At 65.3% G+C, this 12,547-nt stretch carries 15 protein-coding genes; 10 read left to right on the top strand and 5 right to left on the bottom strand.

All coding sequences use genetic code 11. The features are described 5' to 3' along the window. Positions 1–125 precede the first annotated feature (125 nt). A complete protein-coding gene (locus IG65_RS0113140; RefSeq protein ID WP_030515184.1) occupies positions 126–494 on the bottom strand; it encodes a VOC family protein in 369 nt (122 codons plus the stop codon). A gap of 1,397 nt (positions 495–1,891) precedes the next feature. On the opposite strand from IG65_RS0113140, the gene IG65_RS0113130 reads away from it, so the two are divergent. The 3 genes from IG65_RS0113130 (at position 1,892) to IG65_RS0113120 (ending at position 2,929) form a co-directional block, all read left to right on the top strand. Then, positions 1,892–2,257, top strand: a complete 366-nt coding sequence (locus IG65_RS0113130; protein ID WP_081879452.1) for a MerR family transcriptional regulator — start codon at positions 1,892–1,894, stop codon at positions 2,255–2,257. Positions 2,258–2,259: 2 nt separating this feature from the next. Then, positions 2,260–2,478 carry a hypothetical protein gene (locus IG65_RS0113125; RefSeq protein WP_030515182.1) on the top strand — a complete coding sequence of 73 codons (219 nt, stop codon included), beginning with the start codon at positions 2,260–2,262 and terminating at the stop codon, positions 2,476–2,478. A gap of 247 nt (positions 2,479–2,725) precedes the next feature. Next, the gene (locus IG65_RS0113120) at positions 2,726–2,929 is read left to right on the top strand and encodes a cold-shock protein (protein WP_030515181.1); all 204 of its coding nucleotides are present in this window, start codon (positions 2,726–2,728) and stop codon (positions 2,927–2,929) included. Between the two features lie 144 nt (positions 2,930–3,073). Here the strand turns inward: IG65_RS0113120 and IG65_RS0113115 are convergent, their stop codons facing one another. After that, entirely contained in the window at positions 3,074–4,483 is a 1,410-nt protein-coding gene (locus IG65_RS0113115) for an acyl-CoA desaturase (RefSeq protein ID WP_030515180.1), read from the bottom strand. Between the two features lie 1,090 nt (positions 4,484–5,573). Here IG65_RS0113115 and IG65_RS35850 point away from each other — a divergent pair. Further along, positions 5,574–6,014 carry a DUF5994 family protein gene (locus IG65_RS35850; protein WP_156055572.1) on the top strand — a complete coding sequence of 147 codons (441 nt, stop codon included), beginning with the start codon at positions 5,574–5,576 and terminating at the stop codon, positions 6,012–6,014. 142 nt (positions 6,015–6,156) lie between these two features. Then, positions 6,157–6,516, top strand: a complete 360-nt coding sequence (locus IG65_RS0113100) for a DUF5994 family protein (protein WP_231509182.1) — start codon at positions 6,157–6,159, stop codon at positions 6,514–6,516. 76 nt (positions 6,517–6,592) lie between these two features. On the opposite strand, the gene IG65_RS0113095 is transcribed toward IG65_RS0113100, so the two are convergent. Then, a complete protein-coding gene (locus IG65_RS0113095; RefSeq protein ID WP_030515177.1) occupies positions 6,593–7,054 on the bottom strand; it encodes a hypothetical protein in 462 nt (153 codons plus the stop codon). Between the two features lie 394 nt (positions 7,055–7,448). Here IG65_RS0113095 and IG65_RS0113090 point away from each other — a divergent pair, with 394 nt between their 5' ends. The 3 genes from IG65_RS0113090 to IG65_RS0113080 are packed head-to-tail and all read left to right on the top strand — an operon-like array spanning position 7,449 to position 9,493. Next, entirely contained in the window at positions 7,449–7,970 is a 522-nt protein-coding gene (locus tag IG65_RS0113090; RefSeq protein ID WP_369801533.1) for a hypothetical protein, read from the top strand. Next, positions 7,967–8,419 carry an RDD family protein gene (locus IG65_RS0113085; protein ID WP_030515175.1) on the top strand — a complete coding sequence of 151 codons (453 nt, stop codon included), beginning with the start codon at positions 7,967–7,969 and terminating at the stop codon, positions 8,417–8,419. The genes IG65_RS0113090 and IG65_RS0113085 overlap by 4 nt, the downstream gene beginning before the upstream one ends. 51 nt (positions 8,420–8,470) lie before the next feature. Next, positions 8,471–9,493 (top strand): hypothetical protein, encoded by a 1,023-nt coding sequence (locus IG65_RS0113080; RefSeq protein WP_156055571.1) that lies wholly within the window; start codon positions 8,471–8,473, stop codon positions 9,491–9,493. Between the two features lie 153 nt (positions 9,494–9,646). Here the strand turns inward: IG65_RS0113080 and IG65_RS0113075 are convergent, their stop codons facing one another. After that, positions 9,647–10,168, bottom strand: a complete 522-nt coding sequence (locus IG65_RS0113075; RefSeq protein ID WP_030515173.1) for a MarR family winged helix-turn-helix transcriptional regulator — start codon at positions 10,166–10,168, stop codon at positions 9,647–9,649. A 336-nt stretch (positions 10,169–10,504) separates the two neighbouring features. Continuing rightward, the gene (locus tag IG65_RS36805; protein ID WP_228796598.1) at positions 10,505–10,681 is read right to left on the bottom strand and encodes a hypothetical protein; all 177 of its coding nucleotides are present in this window, start codon (positions 10,679–10,681) and stop codon (positions 10,505–10,507) included. On the opposite strand from IG65_RS36805, the gene IG65_RS38455 reads away from it, so the two are divergent. Both IG65_RS38455 and IG65_RS0113060 read left to right on the top strand, forming a co-directional pair. After that, positions 10,665–11,141, top strand: a complete 477-nt coding sequence (locus tag IG65_RS38455) for a hypothetical protein (RefSeq protein WP_197039831.1) — start codon at positions 10,665–10,667, stop codon at positions 11,139–11,141. The two genes, IG65_RS36805 and IG65_RS38455, sit on opposite strands and share 17 nt — an antisense overlap. A 345-nt stretch (positions 11,142–11,486) precedes the next feature. Continuing rightward, positions 11,487–12,419, top strand: a complete 933-nt coding sequence (locus IG65_RS0113060; protein WP_030515171.1) for an SDR family NAD(P)-dependent oxidoreductase — start codon at positions 11,487–11,489, stop codon at positions 12,417–12,419. Positions 12,420–12,547 lie beyond the last annotated feature (128 nt).

Raw genomic sequence — 12,547 nt, 5'->3', positions numbered from 1 at the left:
GACGACGCCGAGGATTTCCGCGGCGCGGGGGCGAGACGGCCTCACGGGAGAGCCCACGATGTATGAAGTTCTCCGAGCCTTCGCGGGCGAGCGCTGTTCGGATGGGCCGGGATCCGAATCCGACGCTAGCCCCAGTTGGCAGCGAGGGTCAGGCAGAAGGGGTGGCCGCTCGGATCGAGCAGCACCCGCCAGCTCTCACCGGGCTGAAACTCCGGCACCGTGGCGCCCAGTTCGACCAGTTGCTTACTAGCGATCTCGAGGTCTTCGACCGCCAAATCCAGATGGAACTGTTTGGTGCCATGCTCGTTCGGCCAGGTCGGCGCCTGATAGCCCGGGATCGTGCCGAATCCGAGCGCGTGATCCGGACCAGTGAGCATGGCGTACTCGTCCTGCGCGTGTGCGATTTTCCAACCGAGCGCCGCCGCCCAGAACTCCGCGTCTCGCCTTGCGTCGGCACTGTCCAGAGTGAGCATTTTCAACGTGGCAACCGCCATGGGTTTTCCTCTCCGCAACAAAATTACTGTCAGTCAGCCTGCAACATCGACGCCGCACGCGATTGCAAAAACGCGACACTGGCCCGCGCTCGAGATCGGCGGCCGCAAGCGGTTCGCCGAGGCCCACGCGCCGAAGGTGTACGCCGGATCCTTCGCGACGTCCGCCGGCGAGGAAACGGTTTACCCCATATGTCACCTCCAGCTCGACTGTGGATCTGGCACAAAATTCATGATTGAGCGGTTCGGTACGCGAGGCTCGACAGTTCGTCATGTCGCGGGTGTGTTTGAGACCGGAGCGGTGAGAGTGCCGTTCCCGCGCCCTGAAGTTTGCGGATCGAGGCGACCCGCGCGGCGGGCGCGACGGGCGGATCGAGGCTGTTACCGGCGAAACCCTGGCCAGACCCGCTCCCATGCTCGTATTCGCCAATCGATGTGGGACCTACAGAGTTTCCTGGGCCAGCGCCGTGGTTGGGGGAGGTCGATGGTGACTATCGAGGTTCCGCAGCAGCCGAACGGTCGGCTTCCCCGCAGAGGCTGTGACAGGAGCGTCTCATGCGCCACGCTCGGCGAACGTGTAGCCCGCACCGGCTCGTCGCCTACCGCTCTGTACACCACGATTGCGTTTGCATCCGTGCGGCGACGGCTCCGGCCATGTCGACGGCGTCCGGGGGTTTCGCACGGTAGGCCCTCGCCGCCGAACTCCCGGGACTGCTCACCGTCCCCGGCCGCACCCGGGACCGGTACGGCGGGTGTCTACGACCCCACCGAATGGCCATCCTCTATTCGGCACCTTCAGCTCGGCAGTCATCGAATTCGCTTGGGCCCCTAGCAGTTCGAGCTGTCGAACACGATGTACGTGTGCAGTGGGCAGGCATCGTTGTCCTGCCCATCACCCTGCCTGCGTCGTTGCTCGAATCCTGGACCTAGCCGGTCCCCGCAACGCGAAACCCGTCTATCGATGTGACATAAGCACCCACACCGGTAGCCGAAAATCTGTCGTGTCGGGTGTAGACATTCGCTGAAGGTCGTTATAGAGTCGCTGTCGTTCGAATTAATGAGAGTCCGAGTGGCCGGGCAGGTGAACTGCCCGGAAGTAGTAAGTTCCACCGTCCCCTTCCGGCGGATGACAGATAGACCCGGTGCACGTTGGCCGGACCTGCCGGAAGGGGACGAAGCACGACCGAACAATCGAATTCGCAGCACCGTAGGAAGACCGGCGATCCAGGAGGTGGTCACGTAGTCGTTCATCAGGTCCGCATCCCGGAAAGCCTCGGATGCGGTGTGCGACAGCGGCCCTCACGGGTCAGTGAACAGCGATGACATCATTCCCCCCTTCGTAAATCCCAGGCCCCGGCGTAATCGCGCCGGGGCCTGTCGGCGTTGACCCGAGAGGCCTTGTGCAACAACCCGACCCTCACCCCACCAGTGGCCCCAGTGCTGCCGACAAACTCGATGACGACGATTACCCCGCCCACTCGATGGGACGCGCCGCGGAAATCCTCGATGTCACCCCAGCGTTCCTGCGCGGCCTCGACGCCGCGCAATCACCGACCCCGCAACGGTCTCCCGGCGGGCACCGCCGCTACTCGCGCTACCAGCTGCGTATCGCCGCCCGCGTGCGCGAACTTGTCGACGCCGGCAACGCCCTCGACGCCGCGTGCCGCATCGTTATCCTTGAAGACCACCTCGCCGAGGCGCAGCGTCTCAACACCGAACTGCAACACACTCTCGACCAGCGCAGCAACCCGACCGAAACGAAGTGAACGTGCCCGACACACGCACCGGCCACATGGACCTCTTCCTTCCCCAGGCGATGGACACCGCCGTCCTCGACGCAGTGATCCGCCTAAACGTCACCTCCGCACTGGCCCGAACCGGCGAATCGCCCGCCACCATCGAATACGGCACTGGCCAACCACAGTCACCAGGCGTCACGCGGTGGCCGGTGACCTACACCACGAGTGTTGCCCCGCAAGCGGACTGAGCCCCTGGACCGCGGCCGGCGCTGGCGCGATACTCGCCCCGGCGTGGGGCCGGACCGGGACGTAAGCCATGCGCGGGTCATATCCGCACTTGACCCGACGTTCCCGTTTGGCGCGGGTCCGATCGCCTACGGGCGCGTTACGCAGCCCGCTGCTGCGCGGAAATGAGGGGATGTGTGGCATGCTGGGTAGTGAGCACGGGTTGTTGCAGTGATCGCCCGGCTCGCAACAGGAAGTTACCGAAAAAGTATGTCTCAAGGCAGTGTGAAGTGGTTTAACGGCGAAAAGGGCTTCGGGTTCATCGCGCAGGACGCGGGCGGCCCCGATGTGTTCGTTCATTATTCCGAGATTTCCGGCTCCGGCTACAAGTCCCTCGACGAGGGCCAGCGCGTCGAGTTCGAGGTCGGCCAGGGCCAGAAGGGTCCGCAGGCTCAGAGCGTCCGCGTTATCTAGGAGCAGACGAGAACAGAAACCCGCGCGATCCGCGCGGGTTTCTTGCTTTTCCGGGACGGATCCTGCAGGGCGCGCGATGGCGCCCCGGCAGGATCGTATTCGCGGCCCGGCTATGTCGGGTTCGCGATCAGGACCGCAGTGCGTTCACCGCCGGGCCCGCTCCTGCCTTCGCCTGGCCCGCCTGATCGCCCTCTCACGCAACGCTTTACGGCGCAGGATCTGCTTTTCCTCGCGGGCCTTGTCCCGCAGGGTCTGTTTGGCCTCACGTAGCACCTGCTTTTCGTGGCGCGCTTTCTCCTTCAGCGTGGCCTTCGCCTCGGCCAGTGCCGAGCGCAGGCCACGCCGGTGACCGGTCTGTGGGTCGATTCCGGGCCAATGATGTTGAGCCCACTGATCGGCTGTAGGCAACGTCACCCGCGTCAGTCCGGCGAATTTGCGTTCGGAGGAGGTCTCGGGGGCATCGTCGGCGGTCCGGCGCAGGAAGCGGTCTGGCAGCGCCAGCTTGTGAATCGTGCGGAAGGCCAGCAGATACTGTTTGCCGAGCGAACCGGTGGTATAGGGCAGGTCGTACTTGTCGCACAGCTCGCGCACCTGTACGGCGATCTCCGGATACCGATTACTCGGGATGTCCGGGAAGAGGTGGTGCTCGATCTGGTAGCAGAGGTTGCCGCTCATGAACGCCATGACCGGGCCAGCCTGGAAATTGGCGCTGCCCAGCATCTGCCGCAGGTACCATTCCGCGCGGGTTTCGTCGGCGAAGTGGGCCTGGGTGAATTTCTGGGCCCCATCGGGAAAGTGCCCGCAGAAGATCACCGCGTAAGCCCACAGATTGCGGATCAGGTTCGCGGTGGCGTTCGCTTTCAGGGTCTGCTTCCACGCCGGGCCGGTGAGCAGCGGGTAGATGACGAAGTCCTTGGCGACCTGCCGTGCGGCCTTGCGCGCGAACGCCTTGTTCGGCTCCGACAGCAGCTGAGTCTCCGACACCCCGGCATACGCCTGCTCAGCCGACAGGTCATGCCAGGCGATGCCCCACTCGAACGCCGCAGCGAGGACGAGATTGGCCAGCGGCTGGATCAGGTGGATCGGGCGCCACTGCTCGTCGCGGGTCATCCTCAGGATGCCGAAGCCCAGATCCTCGTCTCTGCCCAGCACATTGGTGTAGGTGTGATGAGAGTAGTTATGGGCCCGCTTCCACTGAGCCGACGTCCCGGTCATATCCCACTCCCAGGTCGCGGAGTGGATTTCCGGGTCGTTCATCCAATCCCATTGCCCGTGACTGATATTGTGCCCGAGCTCCATGTTCTCCACGATCTTCGCGACCGACAACAAAGCCGTGCCGGCCAACCACGCCGAACGCTTCCTGCTCACGAACAGCACGGCCCTGCCGGCGACCTCGAGCATGCGTTGAGCGCGGATCGCCCGCCGAATGTATTGCGCGTCCCGCTCGCCCAGCGACTTCTCGATGTTGCGGCGAATCGTGTCGAGTTCGCCCCCGAGGGCTTCGACATCGGCAGGAGTCAGATGCGCGTAAGCATTGATGTCGGTGATGGCCACCGTCGGTCCCTTCTGTATCCGAATAGCTCGGCTGCCGCGTGGCGGAGGCTCCCCGACCAGGACCGGGCGCGGCAACCCGACCGGCATCGAGAATATCGACGCGAGCCAACAGCGGCTCCACCACACACGCGCGGACGGTCACCAGCGCGGTCAACCAGTGGTAACGATGCGAGCCTCGCCGACCTCGCAAACGAAGGGCACAGCGCCAGACGCGCCGCCACCATCCACCGCATCATCAGTGGACCCCTCCATGCCGGGGATAGTCTCCTGTAGAAGGGTGGCCAACTCTGCGGGACTGGTGTTCGAAGCACCATGGTCGTCACGCTGTTCGTGGTTCATCGCACACCGTTCATCTCGTGGAATACCCGGTGCCGGCGGCCAGAGCGTGGGCCACCGGGTCGAACCGCCGAGGCGATGACCGCGCTGAAAGCGCCGAGGCTCGTCTGGACGCGCGCAGATCCTCGTTCGAGACGGCAAAAAGCGCCCGGACCGCATCCTAAGATCGGCGACATTGGCAGCATCGCACCGGGATACCAGGTGTCCCAACCCAGTGGCGCAGTAACCGGACCGACACCGCTCCGCCGCTGATGTCGATGTCTTGCTGCCGGCTACATCGATGCCACCTGGTGGCCAAGGGCAGGCAACCCGGGCTCCCCGATCTGATCACCGCATTTCTCTGGGTGCAACGTTTATCGCCGCCTACGCGCTGTAGTCGCAATTCATGCAAATCCGCGGGTTGATCGACGGAGGTACGGGTAAGTCGTGGGCAGGTAACCAAGTCTCCCGGGAGACGGCAGTCGCCGAGAGCGCGCCAGTTGAAATAAGCAGCTGGCGCGATCGCACTTCCGCGTCGACGCTGCCGTACAGGCTGTGAGCCCGCGCGTACCTATCGCTCCCACTGCCTTCACGGCCCGCCCCGCTCGATGTGGTGCAGGCCGTCTGAAGTGTCCATCGCTGCCCGTGGCGCGTCGAGCGGCGCATACCGGGCGTAGGCTCGAGATATTCGGCACACACGCACGCTGACCAGCAGAGGTAGCGTCGTTCCCGAATCCGACATGCGTCCTTTCCGGGGCCGCGGCAGGAGCGTCCGATGACGCCACAATCGATGAACGTGCCCTCGGCGCCGCTCGAGCGCATGATCGATGACGCTCCCCGGTTACGCCTGCGTCCGGACACCGAGGCGAGCGGCTACGTCGATGCGACCTGGTGGCCCCGATCGAAGAATCTGGTTGCCGAAATTCCGGGACTGATCACCGCATTTCGTTCGCGAGCAGGGCCGATAGCGCGCATCGTCTACGATGCGCGCGAATGGTCACCGACCGGGGGACACTTGCTCACGGCCGACCGCAGCATACGGCTGGACCGGTATCCGTTCGAACTGTTCGGCACCATGTATTTGTGCGGAACAGACGGTACCGTGGTCGTCTTGCAGGCCATCGCCTCGGGCACCGACCCACTCCTGGCGCGGTCCGCGCTCGCGGCGGCGGGGCATCCTGTCTCGACTCCCCCGGTCCAGGAGCGACGGTCATGATTATGGACCGCGGCGACATCTTGTCGTCTCCGATTCGAATGCCGGCCCCTCGCGGAGGCTGTGACAGGAGCGTCTCATGACGCCACACTCGACGAGCTTGCATCCCGCACCCGCTCGTCGCTTACCGCTCTGTACACCACGATTGCGTTTGCGGCCGCGCCGCGATGGCACCGGCCATGTCGACGGTGTCTGGTGGCCTCGCACACAGGACCTCGCCGCCGAACTCCCGGGACTGCTCGCCGTCCTCCGGCCGCACCTGGGACCGGTGCGGCGGGTAGTCTACGACCCCACCGGATGGTCACCCTCCACTCGGCACCTCCAGCTCGGCAGCCATCGAATTCGCTTGGACCCCTACCGGTTCGAGCTGTTCAACACGATGTACGTGTGCAGTGCGCGCGGCATCGTCGTCATCCTGCAGGTCGTCCTCTCCACCACCGCCGACACCGTGGCGAACGCGGCGCTGGCAGCGGTACCGAGTGCACGCGAACCAGGTCGATCATGATCCACGCCGGCGCACCACATCCCCTCACCGCGCCGGCCGACACGGCGTATTCCGGTCGTCGCGGTCACGCCGCGGTTCACTCTGTCGAATGCCTACTGGCCTGATCCGAGTCGCGGGCCCTTCGACCGTCAGCGGGTTCGGGTTGTGGAGCGTTAGGCCCACTTTCGAGCCGCAGGTTATCGCCTGCGGCTTTTTCCGTTGTTCGGTGTCGCACGAACACGCGTGCGGTGCGCAGCGCGTCATCGCCCGAGGGGCCGGTTGCCGTCGCGGGGAGGGCGGCCGCGATGGCGGCCGCGAGTCGATCGGAGCCGGCGGACAGGCGGGCCGACATCTCCGGATTACGCGCGGCTCTGTTGACGACGGCGAGCCAGGCCATCACCTGGATGCGCCGGCTGTCATCGGGTTGATCGGCCGCGGAGGCGATGGCTGCTCCGGGGAGCATGCTCCGAAGTACTTCGCGCACAGTCGATTCGGCGTCGCGCGGGTCGGTGAGTGTGGTGAGTTGATCGACCAGCCGCTCGTCGAGCATGTCGACCACTCCCCCGACGGAATTGTTCTATGCCCCACCGTAGATCGACCAGCGAGGGTCCGGAACGGGCCGGGAACTCGTCTGCGGATTCACCACGGACGAAGCTCGGATGTTCACCGCCGATGTGGACCTGTCCGGATCTATGTACGAGTTCGCATGGCCGAGCCCGGGGCGCAACGGCGCACTACGGGCCTGCCACGGCCTCGACGTCCCCTTCACTTTCGATACCCCCGCGGCCCTCTCGCCGCGCAGCTCATCGGACCGGAGATTCCCCCGGACTTCGCCGGCCTCTCGGCAGCCATGCGCAACGCCGCGCCCGCGGTCGGCCGAGTTCGGCCGACGTCCGCACACCGAATAGCTCGAAAGGCATACCTATCCGGTATCGAGCGAGTTTGATGGTGATGTGGACGGCACCCCGATGTCGAGGCCGGTGAACCTGGTGGCGGGAGCCGCCGCGAGGGTCGGCGGAGCTGCTGGGCGCGTGCTGGGTTTCGGGTTCGGCGTCGCGCGGCGGGTGCCGGGCGTCGAGCCGGTGCTCGCGGAGCTGGAACAGCGGGGCGCGGACACCTTGGAGGCCGTCGACGACCTCACCGAACGGGTGCTGAGTGCGGTGGTCGGCCGGATCGTGCGGACCGCGGTCGGCGCTGTCGACCTCACGGAGCTCGTCGTCGACAACGTGGATCTCGACGCGGTGGCCGAACGGATCGATGTCGACAAGATCATCGAGCGGGTCGATCTGGTCGGGCTGGCCGACAGCGTGATCGAGGGCGTCGATCTACCTCGGATCATCCGCGAATCCACCGACTCGATGTCCGCGGAGGCAGTTCTCGGCATCCGGAGCCAGGGGATGCATGCGGACGATGCCGTCGCGGGGTTCGTCGGAAAGTTGCTCCGGCGAGCACCGTCCGAATCGGGCGCGGAGTGAGTGCCCCTGCGCACCGTCCCGCCGGCATCGTGACGCGGTCGATCGCATCTGGGGTCGACGTCGCCGTCGTCCTGGCGATCATGGCCGCGATCTACCTGTGCCTGGCGTTCGCTCGGCTGCTGTTCTCACCGCAGGATTTCACGTGGCCGGACGCCGGTGCGGTGATGTCGACGGGCATATTCATCGTGGTGTCGGTGCTGTATCTCACCGGATGCTGGGCCGTGAGCGGTCGCACCGTCGGCGCCGTGATGATGGGGCTGCGGGTGGTGACCCGCGGCGGCGAACTCGTGGGATGGCCGCGGGCTCTGGTGCGGGCGGTGTTCTGCGTGATGTTCGCGGTCGGATTGTTCTGGGTGGTGGTCGATCCGCGCCGGTATTCGCTGCAGGACATCGTTTTGCGCACCACGGTCGTGTACGACTGGCAGCCGGAGGCCCATTCGCCGGCTTAGGCGCGAAGGATCCGGCGACAACCGCCGATGCTCGAGTGCATCCACGATCGCGTGATCACCTATCCCGCTGCGGCTTTCGGTGATGTGATCGGCGGATGTGCGATCGACGGAATCGTCGGACGCGCCGACTTCGTCGGCATCGGAGGTTTCGTCGATGCCGGGGGCTTCGTCACCGACGCCGTGGTCGTGGGCCTCGTCGATGTGGGCGTCCCGAGTGTCGTGGCGACCTCCGGCGACGCGGAAGTCGTCGAACTCGCCGCGATCGTGGTACTCGCGGATGCTGTCGCGGACTTGGTTGTCGTGCCCCTGGCTGCCGTCGTCGTGGTGCCGGCTGGTGCCGTAGTCGTGGTGGTCGACAGGGTGGCGGTCGGCACTCCTGTGGAAGGCAGAGTGGCGGTCGGCACCGTCGTGGCCGGCAGGGTCGTGGTCTCCGTCCTCGGATCGGCAGTTACCGTCACCGTCGATGTCTCCACCGAAGTCGTAGGGGCCGTGGATATCGGGGGTGAGACGACCGCGCCCGGATCCGGCACACCGGGCAAGATCTGGATCGAAAGGCTCGCCGTGGCAGAGAAACTCGCGCCGGCCGACGCCGCCGTCGAGGTATCCGTCGTCGTGGCCGTCGTGGATTCTGTCGCGGTGGCCTGGCCGGCACCGGGATCGATGGGATCCGCGGCCGGTGGCGCGATTCCGGAATCGGCGGTGGTGTCGGTACTGCCCGCGCCGTCGCCCGGTACGGAGATTTCGCTCGACGCGTCGGAGATCGGGCTCGCGTTCACCGCGCCGGCTTCGCTGGGAACAGCGCCGCAGTCGAGAGTCTGCACGGCGGGTTCGCCGGGGTGCGCCTGCGCCTCGTTCACGTGCGCCGGCGGGCCCGAATCCGCTCGTACCACGAGCGTTATCCCGATCGCCGTGGTCACCAACGCGGTGACCACTCCCGCGCGCGAGATCTGCCGCCGGAATCGTCCGCCCGACCGCGGAATTCGACGCCGAGGCTCATCATCGATATCGGTTGCTGTCACTCGATGTTCGCTGTTGTCGACGGTTCGCATCCGCCCACCGCTTTCTTCCTTGTGATGCGCCGACCGCCGGAACCGGTGCGCACACCGCCTCCGAAAACACGCCCGAGCGTCGGAAGTCGAATTCCGGCAGTTCCGCGAACACCGACACGCGCGCATTACGGTGTCGCCTCGCCGAACAGGCGGGACCTCAAGGCTTCGCGGCCGGGTTTCAGGACCTCGAGTAGGGATCCACGTCGCGCAGTCGTTGCCGGTGGATTTGTTGCAGCTCACCCGCGCGGGTGAGAAAGTCGGCGATTATTTCGAGTTCGTGCGAGTCGTACCAGCTCGACAACATCTTGTAACTCTCGACGAGCATCGGCACGACGATTTCTCGTATGCGATACGCCGCGAGTTCGGTGGCCATCACTATCACGCGACGACGATCGGTCGGATGCAGCGAGCGGGCGATATAGCCCTGCTTCTCCAGCCGATTGAGCATGATCGTGACGCCGGCAGCCGTGATGCCGAGCCGTTCGGCCAGCAGTCCCGGCGTCGTCGACTTCTCGTCGTCGGCCAGCACGATTTCCAAAGCACGCCGGTCGGTTTCGTTCACGCCCAGCACTCTGATCAATTCGCGGGCCAGGTCCTCGACGGTTCCGTGGTAGAACTCCAGGGCCCTTTTGAATTCGACCGAGAGTCGGGCGGGTTCGGCTGTTCTCCGGGATCGCCGCTGGGCGATTGAAGCGGGCATGTGTGCTCCTGTCAATCGATTCGGACGACAGCCGAACCGCGGCTGACGAACATCACGAAAGCTGGCACCGCCGCGGCCGGCGAAGCGACCGTGGGCAGTGTCGGACATGCACTGTACGACACACCGACCCATGCGATACGGTGCATTTCAGAATTCGGTCCAACGGTTTCCCGTACCCCAAACGTGAAGCGGGGCAACCACTATGAGGAACAGCAGTCACCCGCCCCGTCCGGGTGAGACCTGGACCGGGCTGCTGACACAACCCGGTCCAGGCATGTTCACCACCGGCCGCCGGCGCGGACACCGGCCGTCACGCCGTGGCCCCTGTCCGCGGAATCAGCTGACAGATGTGGTGGTGAGGGTCGGGGACGGATTCGGATAACACGAGGTCGCCACGTTGCCGACCAAGGCGACGTTGGTCGTCATGGTCATACCGGGATTCGTGTAGCTGGTCCCCGCGTACTTGCTGGTGATCGGCGTGCCGGGAGTACCGGCTGTGACGTTGATGGTCACCGCCGGCGGCGTGAAGCTGGTACCGCCGGCGATCGGACCGGGCACGGTCAGAACGACGTTCCCACCCGACGTGGTGACGGTGCCGGCCACGGTCCCCCCGGAGGCGGTGGCCGAGACCAATGTCGAATTCGCGGGAGTCGGGAAGGTCATCTTCAAGTTGCTGATGTTGTTCACCGTGAAGCCGGAAGCCGAACTGGGCACCGACGAGGAACCCGGCGTGAGGGTGATGGCCACCGCGGAGCCCGACGCCGCCGAACTCGGCGCGGTGCCGGTGACCGATGTGGTCATACTCGAGGTCTGGCCGATCCCGAGAATGGTGCCCTTACAGCTCCAGTTCACGCTGACCGGGGCGGCATTCGCCGGTGCCGCCAGACAAAAGACGGTGGCGACCGCCACCGGAGCGAGAACGCCGGCACGAACGAGGGAAGAGATCGATCTCATGACTAACTCCAGAAAATAGCGAGCAACGGTACGACCGGATGTCGGACCGCAACATCGAGTTTCTAAAATATAGCTTCTTCTCATCTTTCCATGGTCGAAATCGCGTAATTAAAACGCGTCCAGAATTTCATTATCCGCTATTAATTATTCAGACTGGAAAGTTAATTCCCACAAGATTCTTTTCGTAAAGAGCGCAATTCCACGCCGCATCTCTTCCCGCAATTCCCCCGAATACAACCTTCGACCTGAGAATATATCCCCCCGCGCCGATCGTCAGCTTTCCGGTGGTTACCGTTCACGACATCCGCCCGCGTGCCAGTGGCACGTGAGGGCGGTGCAAGAGCACGGTGTCAGGGTGGCCGGCATGACATGGCACAGCGGCTGCGGAGCCGAGGGGAAGACGATTCTGGTCACCGGCGCCAGTGCGGGCATCGGATACTTCGTCGCCGAGCAACTCGCCACCGTGGGCGCCACGGTAGCGCTCGGGTGCCGCGACACCGCCAAGGCCGGCCTCGCGATCAAGGCGATCCGAACACGCGTTCCGCACGCTCGACTGCTGTCGGTGCCGCTGGACCTCGAGGACCTGTCCGCACTGCCTGCGACCGTCGACGCCCTCGGCGTCGAGCGCTTGGACGCGGTCGTACTCAACGCCGGAATACTCCTGTCGGACCCACAGCGCCGGGTGAACTCGCGCGGACACGAATCGATGTTCGCGACAAATCTTCTCGGGCATCTCGCGCTGGTCGCGCACCTGATGCCGAGGCTGACAGCCGCATCGCGGAGCCGGGTGGTCACGGTGGGCAGCTTCGCCGCGCGGTCGGAGCGGCTGGATCTCGCCGATCTGCAGTCGGAGCGCGACTATCGGCCCAAACGCACCTACGGGCGATCGAAACTGGCGCAGATGATGATCGGTTTCGAATTGGATCGCCGGCTGCGGGCATGCGGCGCCGGCACCGCGAGCATCGTCGCCCATCCGGGCGGCGCCCTGGACTCGCTCACCCCGTCGCGACCACCGTTGTTCGTCCATCCTCCGGCCCAGCGCCTGCGCGGCCTGCCCGCGGGCGTTGCGCTGCACGGCAAGCACGCGGGCGCCGAGAGCATCGTCCGAGCCACCCTCGATCCCGAGGTCACCGGTGGTGAGCTGTGGGGGCCGAGGGTTTTCGGTCTTCGTGGACGACCGCACCGCGAAACACCCCATGCCCATATGACCGACGTCGACACCGCGGCCGAGCTCTGGGACGCCTGCGCCGACCTCACCGGGGTCGATCCGCTGAGGTGTCCGGCCCTACCCCGTTGAGCCTGGCCGCGGCATTCGCCGACCTCAGCGCCAGAAGACTCGCTCAGCAATGTAGCGGCAAACCGGGAGTTCCCCGCTCGCCGTGTAGTAGCTTGACTGATCACCGTTGTTCGCCCGAGAAGAGCGGA

Source organism: Nocardia sp. NRRL WC-3656, from assembly GCF_000720265.1.
GTDB classification, from domain to species: Bacteria; Actinomycetota; Actinomycetes; order Mycobacteriales; family Mycobacteriaceae; genus Nocardia; species Nocardia nova.
The sequence above is the reverse complement of the archived record's forward strand: the minus strand, read 5'-3'. Positions and strand labels throughout refer to the sequence as shown.